The sequence below is a fragment of the Desulfuromonas soudanensis genome, assembly GCF_001278055.1.
Taxonomy (GTDB): Bacteria; Desulfobacterota; Desulfuromonadia; order Desulfuromonadales; family WTL; genus Deferrimonas; species Deferrimonas soudanensis.
Genome location: NZ_CP010802.1, coordinates 3,511,574 through 3,529,589 on the forward strand (window position 1 = coordinate 3,511,574; position 18,016 = coordinate 3,529,589).

The following is an 18,016-nucleotide window of genomic DNA, read 5'->3' on the forward strand; positions in this document are numbered from 1 at the left end:
GGCGGCTCCCCGGAGGAAAGGCCCCGTCACTGGTTTACTCCTTTTCCCGCCGGATGTCGGCACCGAGCTTCCGCAGCTTCTCCTCGATCCGCTCGTAGCCCCGGTCGAGATGATAGATGCGGGAGACCTCGGTGGTATTGTCGGCGGCGAGACCGGCAAGAATCAGCGAGGCGCTGGCCCGCAGGTCGGTCGCCATGACCGGGGCGCCGGTGAGTCCCCGAACCCCCTTGACCATGGCGGTATGCCCCTCGATGGTGATGTCCGCTCCCATGCGCTGCAGTTCGCAGACGTGCATGAAGCGATTTTCGAAGACGTTCTCGGAGATGAGACTCGTCCCGTCAGCCAGGGTCATGAGGGCCATGAACTGGGCCTGCATGTCGGTGGGGAAGCCGGGATGGGGACGGGTCTTGATGTCCACCGCCGTAAGCTTCTTCGGCCCCTTGACCCGCAGACCGCCGGGCTCGTCGAGGATCTCGACCCCCGCTTCCCGGAGCTTGCCGATCACCGCCTCGAGGTGGGCCGGGATCACCCCCTGGAGGCGCACGTCGCCGCGGGTGATGGCGGAGGCGACCATGAAGGTGCCGGCCTCGATGCGGTCGGCCATGACCGCGTGATTCATGGGAGAGAGCTCGTCGACCCCCTCGATGGTCAGGGTGTCGGTCCCGGCTCCGGAGATCCTCGCGCCCATGCCGTTGAGAGCCTCGGCGAGATCGACGATCTCCGGTTCGCAGGCGGCGTTCTCCAGGAGGGTCGTCCCCCTGGCCAGGGTCGCGGCCATCATCAGGTTTTCGGTACCGCCGACGGAGGGGAAATCGAAACAAATCTTCGCCCCGCGCAGGCGCGACGCCTTGGCCTCGACATAGCCGTGATCGAGGGTGATTTTCGCCCCCATCGCTTCTAACCCCTTGAGGTGGAGGTTAATCGGCCGGGCGCCGATGGCACAGCCGCCGGGGAGGCTGACCCGGGCATGGCCGAGACGGGCCAGGAGCGGCCCGAGGACCAGAACCGAGGCGCGCATGGTGCGTACCAGCTCGTAGGGGGCCTCGATGCTATCGATGTTCGAGGCGTCGACCAGGAAGGTGCCGTTATGGCTGACTTTTGCCCCGAGGGTGCCGAGGAGCTTTTCCACCGTGGCGATATCCCGCAGGTGCGGGACATTGGTGAGCCGATGCTCGCCGGGAGCCAGGAGGGTGGCAAAGAGAAGGGGGAGCGCCGCATTCTTTGCGCCGCTGATCTGAACTTCCCCCTTGAGTCGGCTTCCGCCGTGGATCACGATTTTTTCCAACGCAGTCACTACCGTTTCGAGAAAAAGAGGAGAAGAGGAAAGGATCGGCAAAAGAACAAGGTCTTGCCCCAGGGCGGACTCAGCGTTTTTGTCCTCCGACCACCCGGGGGATACCGGCATAGTCATTCCGGAGAAAGGTCTGGTCGAGCCCAACGGCGGCGAAGAGATCCTTGACCGGTGCGGCCTGGCCGAGGCCGACTTCCACCAGCAGCCAGCCGCCGCTCACCAGCAGGTGCGACGCCTGACCGGCGAGGTGGCGGTAGCAGTCGAGACCGTCTTCTCCGCCGGCCAGAGCCTGGCGCGGTTCGAAATCCCGCACCTCCGGCATCAGCCCCGCCAATTCGCCCTCGGCGATATAGGGGGGATTGGAGACGATCAGATCCCAGGGGCCGCCGGTCAGAGCCGCCAGGTCGTCCTGGCGCAGGGTCAGTCGCCCCTCCAGGGCGTGGCGGCGGACATTCCCTTCGGCGACGGCGAGGGCCTCAAGGGAGAGATCGACCCCTTCCACCCGGGCCGCGGGGCGCTCGCTGGCAATGGCGATGGCGATGGCGCCGCTGCCGGTTCCGACATCGAGAACGGCGCCGGAGGCGGGACAGCGTGCCAGGGCCTCCTCGACAAGAATTTCCGTGTCCGCCCGGGGAATCAGCACCGCCGGAGTCACCGTCAGCGGCAGGGACCAGAACTCGGTCGAGCCGAGAATGTACTGCAGCGGTTCCCGGCGGGCCCGGCGGGCGACCCGCCCGCGAAAGGCGGCGAGCTCGGCGGATTCGAGGGGACGATCGTAGTTGAGATAGAGGCCGACGCGGTCGAGCCCGAGGATGTCGGTCAGAAGGAGTTCCGCATCGCGACGGGCCCCCTCGACCCCCTGGGACCCGAGATACCCCGCCGTCCACTGCAGCACCTTGAGGACCGTCCAGTTCTCGCTCAAAATCACCCGTCCTGGCTGGAGAGTTCCCCGGCCTGAAAGTCGGTCACCAGCGCATCGAGGATTTCGTCGAGATCCCCCTGCATGATCGCCTCGAGGCGGTAGAGGGTCAACCCGATGCGGTGATCGGTGCAGCGCCCCTGGGGAAAATTGTAGGTACGGATTCGCTCGCTCCGGTCGCCGCTGCCGACCTGACTCTTGCGGTCGGCGGCGGTAAGGGCATTCTGGGCGGCAATCCTGGCGTCGAGGATGCGCGACTGCAGGACCTTCATCGCCTTGGCCTTGTTCTTGTGCTGCGACTTCTCGTCCTGGCAGGCGACGACGACACCGGTGGGGATGTGGGTGATGCGCACCGCCGACTCGGTCTTGTTGACATGCTGGCCGCCGGCGCCGGAGGCCCGGTAGACGTCGATGCGCAGGTCCTGGGGATCGATGGAGACATCGACGTCGTCGGCCTCGGGAAGAACGGCGACGGTGCAGGCCGAGGTGTGAATCCGCCCCTGGGCCTCGGTCGCCGGCACCCGCTGCACCCGATGGGTGCCGCTCTCGAATTTGAGCCGCGAGTAGACCCTTTGGCCGCTGATCATGGCGATGACTTCCTTGACGCCGCCGGCATCGGCCTCGGAGAGGCTCATCACCTCGACCTTCCACCCCTTGGCATCGGCAAAGCGGCAATACATGCGGAAGAGGTCGCCGGCGAAAAGGGCCGCTTCCTCGCCGCCGGTACCGGCCCGGATCTCGAGGATGATGTTCTTGTCGTCGTTGGGGTCGCTGGGGAGGAGGAGAACCTTGAGCTCCTTGGCCAGGGCGTCCTTGCGCGCCTCGAGTTCGGGGATTTCGGCCCGGGCCATCTCCTTGACCTCGGGGTCGGCATCGCGGAGCAGCTCGCGGTTCCCCTCGAGATCCTCGCTGACCCGTTTGTACTTGCCGTACGTCTCGACCACCGCGGAGAGTTCGGAGTGTTCCCGGGTCAGGCCGCGGAATTTTTCCTGGTTGGACACCACCTTCGGGTCGGAGAGAAGCCCCTCCACCTCGCGAAAGCGGTCTACAACTGCTTCAAGTCTCTTAAACATACGATTTTTCTATCATCCTCCCCGGAGGGGTCCAATGCAGGGATAAAGAAACTCAAAACTCGGAATATTCGCGGCGCACTGCGGCCATTTCGCCGCAGCTCATCGCTCCTTCGGGGCAAGCGCCCTTCAGGCAGCCGGGGCCCGCAACGGCAAAGAGCGAAGGGGCGGCGCGACGGCAACAGCGGAGCATTTCCTTGGCCATGGCGCGAATTTCCCACTGGGCCCGCCGGCAGCAGCGCAGATTGAAGAAGTGGTGCAGTTCGCGGGCGTTCATGGTCACCACCAGCTTGGTGGCGGCGGCATTGGGAAGGACGAAGCGGGCGTCCTCCGCCGGCACCCCGGCATCGATGAGCTGGCGATACACCCCGTGGATTTCCTCGAGCAGATCCCGGTAGCGCTCGGCCAGGTCGGCACGGCCGGCGATGGTCGGGGGGACGACGGCTTCAAACGGTTCCTTGTGGGAAACGTATCGCTGGCTCTGCTGGGAAAAGGAGGCCACCCGATGGCGCACCAGCTGGTGGGAACAGGCGCGGCTGATCCCTTCGATACCGAAGGTGAAGGAGGCGTGTTCCAGAACCGAATGGTGGCCGAGGGAGAGGATCTTCTCCAGCAGGGCCTGGCGCTGGACAGCATCCTGGTCGAGGAGTCGGTCGATGGAGGAGGCCGAGTAGCAGAGCCGGGCCGCGGCCGCGGCGACCTGCTCCGGGTCGGGGGTATGGGTCAAAAGCTGGACAAGCATCATCTTGGCGACGTCTCCCCGCTGCAGCAGCCGGCGTCCGGAACTGAGGCAGGAACCTGGTGCCCGCTGGCGAGGATCAAGCCGAGAAGCTCCAGGACAAAAAAAAAGAGACGGCCCCGGAGGGCCGTCTCCGGCAATTACTTGCCCTGATCGTATCTTTTGCGGAAACGCTCGATCCGGCCGGCCGTATCCATGAGCTTCTGCTTGCCGGTGTAGAAGGGGTGGCATTCGGAACAAATCTCGGTACGAATCTCGCCGCCGGGCTTGGTCGAGCCGGTCTCAAAGGTGTTGCCGCACTGGCAGTTGACGGTCACCGGCGCGTAACTGGGGTGGATTCCTTCTTTCATGATGCGTCTCCTTGCGGCCTGGCTTTGTACAGGCCATCGCTGGTTTATTGGGTCGGGATAAAGACGGACAATTACCACTTTCCGCCAGATTTTGCAAGCCCTTTCTATGAGCCGGCGGGGACTAACGATTCATCGAATCGAGAAATTCCTGATTGCTCTTGGACTCCCCGAGCTTCTCGAGCAGAAACTCCATGCTGTCGACGACGTTCATGCTCGAGAGGACCTTGCGCAGCAGCCAGATCCGCTGCAGGCTGGTGCGATCGATGAGGAGCTCCTCGCGGCGGGTCCCCGATTTGTTGATGTCGATGGCGGGGAAGGTCCGCTTCTCGACGAGGCGCCGGTCGAGATGGAGCTCCATGTTGCCGGTCCCCTTGAATTCCTCGAAGATGACTTCGTCCATCTTGCTGCCGGTATCGATGAGGGCGGTGGCAATGATGGTCAGGCTCCCCCCCTCCTCGATGTTGCGGGCCGCGCCGAAGAAGCGCTTGGGCTTGTGGAGGGCATTGGAGTCGACGCCGCCGGAGAGGATCTTCCCCGAAGGGGGGACGACGGTGTTGTAGGCCCGGGCCAGGCGGGTGATGGAATCGAGCAGGATGACAACGTCGCGCTTGTGCTCCACCAGACGCTTGGCCTTCTCAATGACCATCTCGGCCACCTGGACGTGGCGGGTGGCCGGCTCGTCGAAGGTCGAGGAGATGACCTCCCCGTTCACCGAGCGGAGCATGTCGGTGACCTCCTCGGGGCGCTCGTCGATGAGGAGGACGATGAGATAGACTTCCGGATGGTTGGCGGTGATGGAATTGGCGATGTTCTGCAGCAGCATCGTCTTGCCGGTCCGGGGCGGGGCGACGATCAGGCCGCGCTGTCCCTTGCCGATGGGGGAGGCCAGATCCATGACCCGCATCGGCAGGTTGTCCGAGGTCGTCTCGAGAATGACCCGTTCCTCGGGGTAGAGGGGGGTGAGGTTGTCGAAGAGGGTCTTGTCCTTGGCGACGGCGGGATTTTCGAAGTTGACCTCGGAGACCTTGAGGAGGGCGAAGTAGCGCTCTCCCTCTTTGGGGGGACGGATCTGACCGGAGACCGTGTCGCCGGTGCGCAGATTGAACCGGCGGATCTGGGAGGGGGAAACGTAGATATCGTCCGGCCCCGGAAGATAGTTGGCATCGGGAGCCCGAAGGAAACCGAAGCCGTCGGGGAGGATTTCCAGTACCCCCTCGCCGAAAATAGCCCCGTTTTTCTCGGCGGTCGCATTGAGTATGGCGAAGATCAGGTCCTGCTTGCGCATTCCCGGAGCCCCCTCCACCTTCAATTCCTTGGCAAGAGCCGCAAGTTCGGTGGCTTTTTTCTCTTTCAGTTCCTTCAGGTTCATGTGTTCTCCTAGGTCGAGCGCGGCAGAATGACGTTCACGGGGATACGCCGGGTCGGTCGCCATTTTGGCGGCCCCGCAAAAGACGGTCCGATTGTCAACAGGCATCTATGGGATTCAAATAGTGATGAGTGGAGGTGGGATATTTCCTCGTACGGGACCGGGCGGCCCAAAAGGACCACGCACCCGCCACAGATTCATTTCTCGGGTCTGGTTGCAGACGTCCGGAAACCTGAAAAAGAGAGCTGCGGGATGACAATGAAAGGACAGGCACGGAAATCAGGGGGGAAGACCGGGGACGATGGAATTTTTTTTACCCTCTTTGCCGGCGGTTGTCAATCCATTAATTTGCTGCCGCCAGCAAAAAAGTAGCCGGTGCGGGCCCTCGGGGCATCTGGACCCTGCCGTCCCGAGCGCCCGCACCGTCAATTCCCCTTCGTCACCGGGCCGCGCCGTCGCCGTTGCCGAGGCGGCTGAGAAGCCCCGGCTTCAGGACCTGGGTGAAATGCTCGAAAAGCTCCTTGTAGCGGCGAGGGAGGTCCTCTTCGCGAAAGAGCCCCCGCTCGCGTTCCGAGAGGGTCCGGCCGAGACCGGCCAGGGAGATCGGCCGCACCTGGACGTTTTCGGTCCGGTTGAAGAAGGCCCCGTCGAAGTCGGGATACTGCAGGTTGAGAAATTTGCCGCCGCCGTTCACCGGGTATTCCCAGGCCACGACCCCCGTGGGGAGGAGAACGGCCGCGTAGACGAGGATGTCGTTGTACACGGTTTCCAGATAACTCATGCTCGATGAATCGCGGTCCCAGCGCTTTTCCGGGCGTTCGACGCCGTTCATGATCACGACAAGGATGCCGTCGACCCTCTCTCGGGCGGCAATCTCTGAGACGCCCGCGGGGTTAAAACGATAGCGGCGGACAATGTCGGCCCCGTTCCCCCGCAGGGAGGAACCCGAGACCAGAAGGGGGAAGAGGGCGGCAGGATCCCCGGCAATGGCGCGGACATCGAAGTACGCCTTTTCCTCCCGCAGCATCGCCACCAGGGGGATCTCCTTCCCGGCATTTTCTTTCCGCAGCAGGTCGACAATCCCCTGCCGCTCGGGATGAATGATCGTCGAATTTTCGTCCACCAAAAGCGGCAGCACCCCGAGGGTCCGAACCGTCTGGCGGAATTCTTCCTTGGGAATTTTGTAATAACTCTGTCCGCAACCGGCAAGCAGCAGCAGGGCAAGGGCCACACACAACCGACGACTCATCATTTTGACTCCTTGGTCTGTAATAAGGGAAGTATCATACCACACAATTTTCCGAACCGCGCCCACACCCCTCTCCTTTGCCGGCCGCATCTTGACATCTCCGTTCCCGAAGGTATTAATAATCGAGCGTTCATGTCATGTTTCCATGCCCAGGAGGACTGCCATGCCACCCCTTCCCCCCCGCCGCTTCATCCTTGCCCTGCTGCTGATTGCCATGGCCGCAGGACCCGCCGCCGCTGCGGGCCTCCAGCCCCTCGGCATCGAGGATGCCGCCCTCCTCAGACAGGACGATGGCGAGTTCCGCGCCGGCCTTGCCTACAGCTCGGGCCTCCATCTGCCGTTCCAGGGCGTCGACCGCACCCGCCGGGTCTGGGAAGCGCCGACGCTGCGCCTCGCCGTCGGCCTCGGAAGCCGCGTCGAAGGCCAGCTCCTTTACAATTGGATGCGCGTCCAGGAGACGGGGCAGGACACCACCTGGGGGAGCGGCGACCTTTTGGTCGCCTTCAAAATCCGCCTCCTTCCCCCTAACGACAGCGGGTCGGCCATGGCTCTGCGTTTTGCCACCAAGTTCCCCAATGCCGACGAGAAGAAGGATTTCGGCACCGACGAGGCCGACATTTTCACCGAACTCCTCCTCAGCAAGGACCTCGGTCCGATGGCGCTTCACCTCAACCTCGGACTGGCCATTCTCGGGGACCCCGGCGAAACAACGGACGGCCAGGACGATCTCCTCAAGTATGCCTTCGGCCTGCGCATCCCCATGGGTGACAGCCAAGGGGCCTTTTTGCTCTCCGCCGAAGGACTGGACCTGGGAGAGCGGACCAACAAGCGGGGCGCTCTGCTGGCGGGAATCCAGATACCGGCGGGAAAGTGGCTCTGGGACATCGGCGGTAGCCTCGGCTATGCAAGAAACAGCGAGGAATGGAGCGTCCGCAGCGGCCTGACCCTCCCCTTCACCCTTCCCGACGGCTCCTGAGGGGGGGGGCGTTTTTCAGTCCCCGGACAAAAAACGGTCGGCTGAGGGAATCAGCGCCGCATCAAAGTGGCCGACCCCCCAGGCGAGAACCTCCGCGGCGCAGCCCGACCGAAGCTCCGGCGGCACCGGTTGCCCGAGAAAACGCAGAACCCTCCAAAGAATTTCTCCCCCCTCGGCGGCCAGCGGCAGGGGGCCATGACGCTTGCTTATTTTTTCTCCGTTTTCGGCCAGGGCCAGGGGGAGGTGAAGATAGCGGGGAAGGGGGAGGCCCAATGCGGCCTGGAGAAAGATCTGCCGCGGCGTCGACGAGAGCAGATCCGCCCCCCGAACGATCTGGGTGACCCCGGCGGCGCCGTCATCCACCACCACGGCCAGCTGGTAGGCAAAGAGACCGTCGGCCCGCCGGAGCACGAAGTCGCCGACGACGCTGGCCAGGCACTGCTCGACGGGGCCGAAGACCCCGTCGGTAAAGCAGAGGGGGCCGGCCGGAACCCGGATGCGCTGCGCCCGCGCCTGACTCCCTCCCTCCAACCCCTGACGGCAGGTGCCCGGATAGACGGGGCCCTCTTCCCCGACGTGAGGGGCGCTGGCGAGAATCTCCTTGCGGGAGCAGGCGCAATCGAAGACCAGCCCGGCGCTGCGCAGCCGATCCAGGGCCTCCTCATAGGCCGCCGTGCGGCGGCTCTGCCAGACGACCTCTCCGTCCCACTCAAAACCCAGCACTTCCAGAGTGTGGAGGATCTCCTCCGCCGCCCCCGCCACGACCCGCGGCCTGTCGAGATCCTCCATCCGCACCAGCCAGCGCCCCCCCTGGCTTCGGGCGAGGCAATAGCTGCCGACCGCCGTCACCAGCGAACCGATGTGCAGGGGACCTGAGGGACTCGGCGCAAAGCGGCCGACGACGACGGGCGCAGTTCCCGGAGACGACATGAACGGGGAATTCCTTTACCTGAAGATTCCCCTGATGATGCCCCCCCGCCCCGCCCCTGTCAAGGACGTCGCGAGGGGAAGGGGCGGGCGGGGGACCTTTGCCGTTGACAAACGGCCCCTCTCCGGGTAAGGATAACCGTACCGGTTATCTATAGGAGGTCTCCTTGTTCATCACCCGCGCCACCGAATACGCCATCCGCGCCCTGCTCTTCATGGCCAAACAGCCCCGGGGCCAAATCGTCCTCAAAAAGGACATCTGCGCCACCCAGGACATCACCCCCGCCTTCCTCACCAAGATCCTGCAGCCCCTGATCAAGGACGGGATCGTCGGCTCCCAGCGGGGAGTCGGCGGCGGTTTTTATCTCCTCAAGACTCCCGAGGACGTCACCCTCCTCGACGTGGTACGGGCCGAGGAAGGTCCGCTGCATCTCAATCAGTGCCTGGTCAGGTCCGGGGCCTGCGCCAAGGACCTCTTCTGCCCGGTCCATGGCGCATGGAAAGAAGTCCGGGACGAAATGACCGCCACCCTCTCCCGCTACACCTTTGCCCGCCTCGCTCTCCAGGAGGAACACAACCTGCAGACGCTCTGCGAAAAAGTCTCCTGACGGTCCTCCGCCGGGGTTGAGTAAAAAAAAGCGAAGAGCCGTTCCCGATTCGGGGAACGGCTCTTCGCTTTTTTACGGCAAAAAAACCTGGAGAGCCTTCGTTCCGTGCAGTCCGGAATCAAAGCCCACCGGCCTACTGCACCGAATCTTCCGGATAGGCGTGGATGTTGTGAATCGCGCGGTCAGGACCGGCAAATTCCTCTTCGTCGCTGAGCCTGAAACCGATGGTCCTGGAGATCAGGCCGTAGACGAGGACGCCGGTCAGGAGGGCGTAGACGACCGCCGCCAGGCTGCCGCAGAGCTGACTGAAAAAGCTCACCCCGCCGAGCCCCCCGAAGAGGGGGAGGCCGAAGATGCCGACAGCGATCCCCCCCCAGGTCCCGATCATGCCGTGCAGGGGCCAGACGCCGAGAACGTCGTCGATCTTCAATTTTTCCTGCTCCCAGGCAAACCCGTAGACGAAGATGAGCGAACCGATCCCCCCCATGAAAAAGGCCGCCACCGGATGAACCAGGTCGCTGCCGGCGCAGATGGCGATGAGCCCGGCGAGGGCGCCGTTGTGGACGAAGCCGGGGTCGTTGCGCCCCGCCACCAGGGCGAAGAGGACGCCGCCGACCATCGCCATGAGGGAATTGATGGCCACCAGGCCGGAAATCCCCTCGAGACGCTGGGAACTCATGACGTTGAAGCCGAACCAGCCGACCGCCAGAATCCAGGAGCCGAGGGAGAGGAAGGGGATATTGCTGACGGGGATGGCGTGCGAACGCCCGCGCACGAAGCGCCCCATGCGCGGACCAAGGATGAGAACCGCCGGCAGCGCCAGCCACCCCCCCATGGAATGGACCACCACGCTTCCAGCGAAATCGTGAAAGGGGGCGCCGAAGTTTTTGACGAAAAAGGCCTGGAGCCCGGCGCTGTTGCGCCCCCAGATCAGGGACTCGAAGAGGGGGTAGGTCAGGCCGACGAAGATCCCTCCGGCCAGCACCTGGGGCCAGAAACGGGCGCGTTCGGCGATCCCTCCGGAGATGATCGCCGGAATGCAGGCGGCAAAGCAGAGGAGAAAAAAGAAGCGCACCAGCTCGAACCCCTGATTGTCACCGAGGAGCTCGACGGCCGGATGGAAGAAGTGGATGCCGTAGGCGATGGGGTAGCCGATGGCGAAATAGACGACCGTCGACACCGACCAGTCGGAAAGGATTTTCACAAAGGCATTGACCTGGCTCTTTTTGCGAACCGTGCCGACCTCAAGAAAGGCAAAACCGGCGTGCATGGCAAAGACCATGACCGCGCCCAGCATCAAAAAAAGTACGTCGCCGCTATGCCCCAGGGATGTGATTGCCGACTCCATCGTCTTTTGACCTCCTCGTCTATGATCCCGATGGCGCCTTTGCCGGGGAATCAGGGTTAAGGGAGAATTCAATACCCGTGCCAGCCGACGATCCCCTTAATTCCCGAACCTTACGAAGAGCCTATTTCCCCCCGTCCCTCCGATCTGCATACTTTCCAGGCACATCTGCCCAAAAATAAGACACTCTCGGCCGGCGCCGTCGAGCCGCCAACCCAAGAAATACAGGCCAGAGAATACTACACCAATATACTAAACAATTGGTCTCTTTTTTGCTTTTTTATTCTTGACTACCAAGCTAGCAATATTGTAGTCTGACTTCAACAGCAGCCAACTTGGTAAAACGGCAGCCGTCCACACTGCGGCCAACGAGCCAGACGAGAAATACCCTATGAACCTGGATCCAGCCAAAATCGCCATCCTCCGAGCACAGCCGGTCGCTTCCCCGGTCCCCGGAGAACTGCGCCGCCAGGACCAGGTCTTCTTCGTCGCCGCAGACCTGCCGATCCTGCCGACCCTGGAAACCATCTTCGATAGCACCTGCCAGAAACCCGCCGATCTCTTCTGCCTCGCCTTCGACAACGAGGCAGCATTTTTCCGGGCAGAAGAACTCCTGCGCCAGATCAAGAAAAATTTCCGTGGCTTCGTACTCGGCCGTTTCAAAATGCCCCCCTCCGGCGTCCTGATCGAACGCGCCTACGCCGCCGGCCTCGACCTGCTGGAGATCCCTCTTCAAGGCGGAATCAGCAAGGAGCGTCTTGAGGCCCTCGACTATGCCTGCACGGTCTTCCCCCTCTGGTCGGTGATCGGGACCCTTCCGGCGGCATCCCGCTTCGGGGAAGACGTCGAGACCCTGGCCGAGCGCGGCATCGTGCCCCTTCTCTCCCTCGACGGTCTTTCCGGGAGTTCGGCCGAAAACACCCTCATCCCCGTTTTCAAACACCTGGTGCGCACCTGGCGCCAGCGCAAGGTGGCACTCAAGCCCCTGCACCCTCTCCTCTCCGTGGCCACCCCGCTGGTGGAGCCGGTCCGACGCAGGGGAATCGTCGGCCTGCTGGACAAAGTCGACGACGCGCGCCTTCACGCGGCATCGGATCTGCGCCGCCTGCTGCGGGTCAGGGAAGTGGAAGCATCCTTCGAATCAGCGGGGCTCTGATGGACCAGATCATTTTCGACAAACCGCTCAAAATCGATCGTCGGCCGCTGTGGCGTATCCTCGCCGACCGGACGCTGCGCTACCAGGTGATCGCAGCCCTCTTCATCGTCGGGGCCGTCCTCTTCTGTCTCTCTCCGCCGTCGGGTCTCTCCCACCAGGGCTACCACGCCCTCATCGTCTTCGGCGCCTGCGTCATCCTCTGGGTCTCGGGGCTCCTCCCCCTGGCGGTGACCTCATTGCTGGCGATGGCGGTCATCCCCCTGCTGGGGATCTTGGAAACCAAGAAGACCTACGCCCTCTTCGGCAACGAGGCGATCTTTTTCATCCTCAGCGCCTTTATCCTGGCGGCGGCCATGACCGGGAGCGGTCTCTCTACGCGCCTGGCGCGGACGATGCTGGTCCGTTTCGGCCGTACCCCGAGGAGCCTTGTCCTGACGGTTTTTCTTCTTTCGACCGTCCTCTCCTTCGCCATGAGCGAACACGCCGTGGCGGCCATGATGTTCGCTGTGGTCCTGGAGATCGTGCGCAGTCTCGATCTCAAAAAAGGCCAGAGCAACTACGGCAAGTTCCTCTTCATGTCTATCGGCTGGGGGTGCGTGATCGGCGGCATTGCCACCTTCCTCGGCGGGGCGCGGGCGCCGTTGGCGGTGGGGATGCTGCGGGAGGCGACCGGCCTCGACTTCACCTTCTTCGAATGGACCGTCGCCGCCCTCCCCGTGGTGCTGCCGCTGCTGGTGATCGGCTTTTTCCTCCTGGGAAGGTTTTTCCCCCGGGATATCGACAGCATCGCCCCGGGGATCACCTTTCTCAACAGGCAGCGCCTCGAAATGGGGCGCATGAGCTACAACGAGAAGATCGTCGCCGTCATCATGCTTCTGACCCTCTTCGGCTGGGTCTTTCTCGGCAAACGCTACGGCCTGGCCAACATCGCCATTCTCGCCGTGGCGGCACTCTTCGTCTTCAAGGTCGTCACCTGGCAGGCCATCGAGGAGTACGTCAACTGGGGGGTGATCCTGATGTACGGCGGCGCCATCACCCTGGCCTCGGCGCTGGAGAAGAGCGGCGCAGCCCGCTGGCTTGCCGAGGAAGGACTCGCCGGCTGGCTCCACTCCCCCTTCATGGTGGTGGCGATTTTTTCCCTTCTCTCGCTCCTTCTCACCGAATGCATCAGCAACGCCGCGGTGATCGCCATCCTCATGCCCATCGGCATGAGCCTGCAGCAGAGCATGGGGATCGACCCGCGCGTCATGACCCTGACCATTGCCCTGCCGGCCGGCCTCGCCTTCTGTCTCCCCATGGGCACTCCGGCCAACGCCATCGTCTTCTCGTCGGGGTATCTAAAAACTCGGGAGATGATCGTCCCGGGGATGATCGTCATGGCCATCGCCTGGCTCCTCTTTCTCGGCTCGGCCTGGCTTGTCTGGCCCCTGATCGGACTGCACATCTGACCAAAAAAGGACCCGCACCCATGAACAAACCGACTCCAAGAAATCTTCCGCAACTCCCCGGCGGCGCCGGTGCCGAAGAGATCCTCCGCGCCGGCCTCGAGGCCGCGGGCGGACCCGTCGCCCTCGCCTCCTCCTTCGGCATCGAGGATGTGGTCGTCATCGACCTGATCCGGGAGCTGCAGCTGCCGGTGTCCATCTTCGCCCTCGACACCGGCCGCCTCCCCGAGGAGACCTACCAGACCGCCGAGGCGGTGGCACAGCGCTACGGAGTGCGGATCGACTGGTACTTTCCCGAGCGCTCCGCCGTGGAAGAGCTGGAGAGGGACAAGGGACTCTTCTCCTTCCGCAACAGCCTCGAAGACCGCCATCAGTGCTGCGCCATCCGCAAGGTCGAGCCGCTGCAACGGGCCCTGGCCGGACTCTCCGGGTGGGTCACCGGGATGCGCGCCGAACAGAGCGTGACCCGCAGCGTCCTGGCGCCCCTGGAGATCGACTTCCCCCACGGGGGGATCGTCAAGATCAACCCCCTGGCCGCCTGGAGCGAAGCCGAGGTCTGGGCCTACGCCGAGAAGAAAAGACTGCCGGTCAACCCCCTGCATAAACAGGGGTATCCGTCCATCGGCTGCGCCCCCTGCACCCGCGCCGTCCAGCCGGGGGAATCGACCCGGGCCGGGCGCTGGTGGTGGGAAGACCCGGAGCACAGGGAGTGCGGGCTGCACCGCAAATAATAGGAACAGAGCCCAGAGACGATAGAGTTCACCAGGAAGGATCGAACCCATGAAGACAAAAATGACTCACCTGCGCCAGCTCGAGGCGGAAAGCATCCACATCATGCGCGAGGTGGCCGCCGAGTTCGAAAACCCGGTGATGCTCTACTCCATCGGCAAGGACTCCGCCGTCATGCTCCACCTGGCGCGCAAGGCCTTCTATCCGTCGCCCCCTCCTTTTCCCCTGCTGCACGTGGACACCACCTGGAAATTCCGGGAGATGATCGCGTTTCGCGACCGCATGGCGGCCGAGTGCGGCTTCGACCTCCTCATCCACACCAACCGGGAGGGGGTCGACAGCGGCATCACCCCCTTCAGCCACGGTTCGTCCGTCTACACCGACATCATGAAGACCGAGGGGCTCAAGCAGGCCCTCGACAAGTACAAGTTCGACGCCGCCTTCGGCGGGGCGCGGCGCGACGAGGAGAAATCCCGGGCCAAGGAGCGGATCTTCTCCTTCCGCAGCACCAGTCACCGCTGGGATCCCAAGTACCAGCGCCCCGAGCTGTGGAACATCTACAACGCCCGCGTCCGCCCCGGGGAGAGCATCCGCACCTTTCCCCTTTCCAACTGGACCGAGCTCGACATCTGGCAGTACATCTATCTCGAAAAAATCCCCATCGTCCCCCTCTACTTCGCGGCGGTGCGGCCGGTGGTGGAACGGGACGGGATGCTGATCATGGTCGACGACCAGCGGCTCGAGCTGCGCCCCGGCGAGGAGGTGCAGATGAAATCGGTGCGCTTCCGCACCCTCGGGTGCTACCCCCTCACCGCCGCCGTCGAGTCGACGGCCGCCACCTTGCCGGAGATTATCCAGGAGATGCTCCTCACCCGCACCTCCGAGCGTCAGGGGCGCCTCATCGACCACGACCAGGCCGGGTCCATGGAGAAGAAAAAGCAGGAGGGATATTTCTAATGGCTCACCAATCCGAACTGATCGCCGAAGACATCCTCGCCTATCTGAAGAGCCAGGAAGAGAAAACAATGCTGCGCTTCATCACCTGCGGCAGCGTCGACGACGGCAAAAGCACCCTGATCGGCCGCCTCCTCTGGGATTCGAAGATGGTCTTCGAGGACCAGCTCGCCGCCCTTGCCGCCGACAGCAAGAGGGTCGGAACTCAAGGGGAGAAGATCGATTACGCCCTCCTCCTCGACGGCCTGCAGGCCGAGCGGGAGCAGGGAATCACCATCGACGTCGCCTACCGCTTCTTCTCCACCGACAGGCGCAAGTTCATCGTCGCCGACACCCCGGGGCACGAGCAGTACACCCGCAACATGGTCACCGGGGCGTCGACCGCCCAGGTGGCGGTCATCCTCATCGACGCCCGCAAGGGGGTCCTCACCCAGAGCCGCCGCCACAGTTATCTCGTCTCGCTGGTCGGCATCCGTCAGGTGGTCCTGGCGATCAACAAGATGGACCTCGTCGACTACAGTCAGGAGCGATTCGAAGAGATCCGCCGGGAGTACGAACACTTCGCCGCAAGCCTCGGTTTCGACGCCATCGCCGCCATCCCGATCTCGGCCCTCGAGGGGGACAACGTCCTGACCCGCAGCGATCGCACCCCCTGGTACGCCGGACCGACGCTCATGGAGCACCTCGATACCGTGCCGATCGCCGATGCCGACGCCGGCAAGCCGTTTCGCCTGCGGGTGCAGTGGGTCAACCGCCCGAATCTCGACTTCCGCGGTTTCTGCGGCACCATCGCCTCGGGATCGATTTCCGCCGGCGAGACGGTGATCGTTTCCGCCTCGGGACAGACCTCGCGCGTAGCACGGATCGTCACCATGGACGGCGACCTCGAAAAGGCCGGAGCCGGTCAGGCGGTGACCCTGACCCTGGCCGACGAAATCGACATCAGTCGCGGCGACCTCCTCGCCACCCCCGACGCCCGCCCCTGTCAGAGCGACCGGTTCGAGGCGAAGGTGGTCTGGATGCACGAGGAACCCCTGCACCTCGGACGCAGCTACCTGATCAAGGCCGGCGCCACCACCGCCCCGGTAACGGTCAGCGCCCTGCGCTTCAAGGTCAACGTCAACACCCTGGAGGAGGAACCCGGCGAGACCCTCTCCCTCAACGAGGTGGGCGCCTGCACCCTCACCGCCGGCAGGACGATCCCCTTCGACCCTTACGGCGAAAACCGCGGCACCGGCAATTTCATCCTCATCGACCGGCTGAGCAACGCCACCGTCGGCGCCGGGATGATCGAGGCGCCGCTCCAGAAGGCGGTTACCCTTGCCTGGCCGACCCTCACCGTGGACAAGGACGCCCGCTCCGGGCTCAAGGGGCAGACGCCGAAGGTTCTCTGGTTTGCCGGCCGCCCTTCGGCCGGGAAGTCGACCGTCGCCGCCCTGGTGGAGAAGAGGCTCCTTTCCCTCGGCAAGCACACCTACCTCCTCGACGGCGACACCCTGCGCCAGGGCCTCAACGCCGATCTCGGCGCCTCGGGGTCCGAGGAGGAGGAAATCCGCCGCCGCATCGTCGAAGTGGCGCGGATTCTCGCCGATGCCGGGCTCATCGTCCTGGCATCCGATTCCGGCCGTGGCTCGCAAATCGCCCGGGAACGCTTCGCTCCGGGGGAGTTCAGCGAAATTTTCATCGACACCGCCGCCGACGTTTGTGCCTCCCGCTCCGGGGGGGTCAATTTGCCCTACAAGCCTCCGGAGGCCCCGGACTTCACCGTCGACGGCGCCGACGCCCCCGAGGAGATCGCCCTGACCCTCGTGCGCCTGATCTTCGGAGAGCCGCCAAGCTGCATCATCTGATTTCGGGAGAAGGGGACGAAGGTCCCCTCCCGCCAGCAAAAGGAGATCGTCATGAGCAGAATTTTTCAGGACAACAGCCTCTCCATCGGCGGCACGCCGCTGGTTCGCCTCCACCGCATGGTCCCCGCCGGGGGAGCCACGGTCCTTGCCAAGATCGAGGGGCGCAATCCCGCCTACTCGGTCAAGTGCCGCATCGGCGCGGCGATGGTCTGGGACGCCGAGGAGAGGGGCCTCCTGAAGCCCGGCATGGAGATCGTCGAACCGACAAGCGGCAACACCGGGATCGCCCTGGCCTTCGTCGCCGCAGCCCGCGGCATCCCCATCACCCTGACGATGCCGGAAACCATGAGCCTCGAGCGCCGCAAGGTCCTCAAGGCCTTCGGCGCCAACCTGGTCTTGACCCCCGGCAACCGCGGCATGACCGGGGCGATTGTCGAAGCCGAGACGATGGCCGCCTCCGACCCGCAGCGCTATCTCCTCATGCACCAGTTCAAAAATCCCGCCAACCCGGCGATCCACGAGAGGACCACCGGCCCGGAGATCTGGGATGACACCGGCGGCGCCGTCGATCTCCTCGTCTCCGGGGTCGGCACCGGCGGCACCATCACCGGCGTCTCCCGCTACCTGAAAAAGACCCGGGGGAAACAGATTCTTTCGGTGGCGGTGGAACCGTCCGATTCGCCGGTCATCAGCCAGAAGCTCGCCGGGGCCGAACTGACCCCCGGTCCCCACAAGATTCAGGGGATCGGCGCCGGGTTTATCCCCGACACCCTCGACCTCTCCCTGATCGACCGGGTCGAGCAGGTCGGCAACGACGAGGCGATCGAGTTCGCCCGGCGCCTGGCCAAAGAGGAGGGGATCATCGCCGGCATCTCCAGCGGCGCCGCCGTCGCCGCGGCGCTGCGACTGGCGGTCCTCCCCGAATTCAAGGGAAAGACCATCGTCGTCATCCTCCCCGACTCCGGCGAGCGCTACCTGAGCAGTGTCCTCTACGAGGGGCTGTTGTAATCGGTCGGGCGGCTACCCCATCGGACCGTGGGAA

Annotated in this window: 17 protein-coding genes; 8 read left to right on the top strand and 9 right to left on the bottom strand. The window is 63.9% G+C overall.

What is annotated here, in order from left to right; genetic code table 11:
• Positions 1 to 34: 34 nt before the first annotated feature.
• From murA to DSOUD_RS15700, 7 genes are all read right to left on the bottom strand, one after another.
• Complete coding sequence (gene murA, locus DSOUD_RS15670) at positions 35 to 1,285, bottom strand: UDP-N-acetylglucosamine 1-carboxyvinyltransferase (RefSeq protein WP_053552423.1); 1,251 nt, start codon at positions 1,283 to 1,285, stop codon at positions 35 to 37.
• 79 nt (positions 1,286 to 1,364) lie between these two features.
• Positions 1,365 to 2,213, bottom strand: a complete 849-nt coding sequence (prmC, locus tag DSOUD_RS15675; protein ID WP_053551892.1) for a peptide chain release factor N(5)-glutamine methyltransferase — start codon at positions 2,211 to 2,213, stop codon at positions 1,365 to 1,367.
• A 2-nt stretch (positions 2,214 to 2,215) separates the two neighbouring features.
• Positions 2,216 to 3,283, bottom strand: a complete 1,068-nt coding sequence (gene prfA / locus DSOUD_RS15680) for a peptide chain release factor 1 (protein WP_053551893.1) — start codon at positions 3,281 to 3,283, stop codon at positions 2,216 to 2,218.
• A 52-nt stretch (positions 3,284 to 3,335) separates the two neighbouring features.
• Complete coding sequence (thyX, locus tag DSOUD_RS15685; RefSeq protein WP_053552424.1) at positions 3,336 to 4,022, bottom strand: FAD-dependent thymidylate synthase; 687 nt, start codon at positions 4,020 to 4,022, stop codon at positions 3,336 to 3,338.
• 137 nt (positions 4,023 to 4,159) lie between these two features.
• Positions 4,160 to 4,369, bottom strand: a complete 210-nt coding sequence (rpmE, locus tag DSOUD_RS15690; RefSeq protein WP_053551894.1) for a 50S ribosomal protein L31 — start codon at positions 4,367 to 4,369, stop codon at positions 4,160 to 4,162.
• A gap of 121 nt (positions 4,370 to 4,490) precedes the next feature.
• Entirely contained in the window at positions 4,491 to 5,738 is a 1,248-nt protein-coding gene (gene rho / locus DSOUD_RS15695; protein WP_053551895.1) for a transcription termination factor Rho, read from the bottom strand.
• A 436-nt stretch (positions 5,739 to 6,174) separates the two neighbouring features.
• Positions 6,175 to 6,984, bottom strand: coding sequence for a hypothetical protein (locus DSOUD_RS15700; RefSeq protein WP_157671894.1), 810 nt, complete (start codon positions 6,982 to 6,984; stop codon positions 6,175 to 6,177).
• Positions 6,985 to 7,147: 163 nt separating this feature from the next.
• Between DSOUD_RS15700 and DSOUD_RS15705 the strand changes: the two genes are divergently transcribed.
• Positions 7,148 to 7,960 (top strand): hypothetical protein, encoded by an 813-nt coding sequence (locus DSOUD_RS15705; RefSeq protein ID WP_053551897.1) that lies wholly within the window; start codon positions 7,148 to 7,150, stop codon positions 7,958 to 7,960.
• A 15-nt stretch (positions 7,961 to 7,975) separates the two neighbouring features.
• Here the strand turns inward: DSOUD_RS15705 and gluQRS are convergent, their stop codons facing one another.
• Positions 7,976 to 8,890: a tRNA glutamyl-Q(34) synthetase GluQRS gene (gluQRS, locus tag DSOUD_RS15710; RefSeq protein ID WP_053551898.1), complete on the bottom strand. Its 915-nt coding sequence runs from the start codon at positions 8,888 to 8,890 to the stop codon at positions 7,976 to 7,978.
• A gap of 164 nt (positions 8,891 to 9,054) precedes the next feature.
• Here gluQRS and DSOUD_RS15715 point away from each other — a divergent pair, with 164 nt between their 5' ends.
• The gene (locus DSOUD_RS15715) at positions 9,055 to 9,495 is read left to right on the top strand and encodes an RrF2 family transcriptional regulator (RefSeq protein WP_053551899.1); all 441 of its coding nucleotides are present in this window, start codon (positions 9,055 to 9,057) and stop codon (positions 9,493 to 9,495) included.
• Positions 9,496 to 9,628: 133 nt separating this feature from the next.
• Here DSOUD_RS15715 and DSOUD_RS15720 read toward each other — a convergent pair whose 3' ends face one another.
• Positions 9,629 to 10,843: an ammonium transporter gene (locus DSOUD_RS15720; RefSeq protein WP_053551900.1), complete on the bottom strand. Its 1,215-nt coding sequence runs from the start codon at positions 10,841 to 10,843 to the stop codon at positions 9,629 to 9,631.
• 388 nt (positions 10,844 to 11,231) lie between these two features.
• Between DSOUD_RS15720 and DSOUD_RS15725 the strand changes: the two genes are divergently transcribed.
• From DSOUD_RS15725 to cysK, 6 genes are read left to right on the top strand one after another with little or no spacing between them, the layout of a single operon-like run.
• Positions 11,232 to 11,996: a hypothetical protein gene (locus tag DSOUD_RS15725; RefSeq protein WP_053551901.1), complete on the top strand. Its 765-nt coding sequence runs from the start codon at positions 11,232 to 11,234 to the stop codon at positions 11,994 to 11,996.
• Positions 11,996 to 13,444: an SLC13 family permease gene (locus DSOUD_RS15730; RefSeq protein ID WP_053551902.1), complete on the top strand. Its 1,449-nt coding sequence runs from the start codon at positions 11,996 to 11,998 to the stop codon at positions 13,442 to 13,444. The genes DSOUD_RS15725 and DSOUD_RS15730 overlap by 1 nt, the downstream gene beginning before the upstream one ends.
• Positions 13,445 to 13,464: 20 nt before the next feature.
• The gene (locus DSOUD_RS15735; protein ID WP_053551903.1) at positions 13,465 to 14,172 is read left to right on the top strand and encodes a phosphoadenylyl-sulfate reductase; all 708 of its coding nucleotides are present in this window, start codon (positions 13,465 to 13,467) and stop codon (positions 14,170 to 14,172) included.
• Positions 14,173 to 14,221: 49 nt separating this feature from the next.
• On the top strand, positions 14,222 to 15,127 hold the full coding sequence (cysD, locus tag DSOUD_RS15740) for a sulfate adenylyltransferase subunit CysD (RefSeq protein ID WP_053551904.1): 906 nt from the start codon (positions 14,222 to 14,224) through the stop codon (positions 15,125 to 15,127).
• Positions 15,127 to 16,974: a sulfate adenylyltransferase subunit CysN gene (gene cysN / locus DSOUD_RS15745; protein ID WP_053551905.1), complete on the top strand. Its 1,848-nt coding sequence runs from the start codon at positions 15,127 to 15,129 to the stop codon at positions 16,972 to 16,974. Before cysD ends, cysN begins: the two co-directional genes overlap by 1 nt.
• A gap of 51 nt (positions 16,975 to 17,025) precedes the next feature.
• The gene (gene cysK, locus DSOUD_RS15750; protein ID WP_053551906.1) at positions 17,026 to 17,982 is read left to right on the top strand and encodes a cysteine synthase A; all 957 of its coding nucleotides are present in this window, start codon (positions 17,026 to 17,028) and stop codon (positions 17,980 to 17,982) included.
• Positions 17,983 to 18,016: the final 34 nt, after the last annotated feature.

What these genes read in the sequence shown, in the direction of transcription:
- prfA (WP_053551893.1), bottom strand. Translation starts at nt 3,283, where the DNA reads ATGTTTAAGAGACTTGAAGCAGTTGTAGACCGCTTTCGCGAGGTGGAG.
- thyX (WP_053552424.1), bottom strand. Translation starts at nt 4,022, where the DNA reads ATGCTTGTCCAGCTTTTGACCCATACCCCCGACCCGGAGCAGGTCGCC.
- rpmE (WP_053551894.1), bottom strand. Translation starts at nt 4,369, where the DNA reads ATGAAAGAAGGAATCCACCCCAGTTACGCGCCGGTGACCGTCAACTGC.
- rho (WP_053551895.1), bottom strand. Translation starts at nt 5,738, where the DNA reads ATGAACCTGAAGGAACTGAAAGAGAAAAAAGCCACCGAACTTGCGGCT.
- DSOUD_RS15700 (WP_157671894.1), bottom strand. Translation starts at nt 6,984, where the DNA reads ATGAGTCGTCGGTTGTGTGTGGCCCTTGCCCTGCTGCTGCTTGCCGGT.
- DSOUD_RS15705 (WP_053551897.1), top strand. Translation starts at nt 7,148, where the DNA reads ATGCCACCCCTTCCCCCCCGCCGCTTCATCCTTGCCCTGCTGCTGATT.
- gluQRS (WP_053551898.1), bottom strand. Translation starts at nt 8,890, where the DNA reads ATGTCGTCTCCGGGAACTGCGCCCGTCGTCGTCGGCCGCTTTGCGCCG.
- DSOUD_RS15720 (WP_053551900.1), bottom strand. Translation starts at nt 10,843, where the DNA reads ATGGAGTCGGCAATCACATCCCTGGGGCATAGCGGCGACGTACTTTTT.
- DSOUD_RS15725 (WP_053551901.1), top strand. Translation starts at nt 11,232, where the DNA reads ATGAACCTGGATCCAGCCAAAATCGCCATCCTCCGAGCACAGCCGGTC.
- DSOUD_RS15730 (WP_053551902.1), top strand. Translation starts at nt 11,996, where the DNA reads ATGGACCAGATCATTTTCGACAAACCGCTCAAAATCGATCGTCGGCCG.
- DSOUD_RS15735 (WP_053551903.1), top strand. Translation starts at nt 13,465, where the DNA reads ATGAACAAACCGACTCCAAGAAATCTTCCGCAACTCCCCGGCGGCGCC.
- cysD (WP_053551904.1), top strand. Translation starts at nt 14,222, where the DNA reads ATGAAGACAAAAATGACTCACCTGCGCCAGCTCGAGGCGGAAAGCATC.
- cysN (WP_053551905.1), top strand. Translation starts at nt 15,127, where the DNA reads ATGGCTCACCAATCCGAACTGATCGCCGAAGACATCCTCGCCTATCTG.
- cysK (WP_053551906.1), top strand. Translation starts at nt 17,026, where the DNA reads ATGAGCAGAATTTTTCAGGACAACAGCCTCTCCATCGGCGGCACGCCG.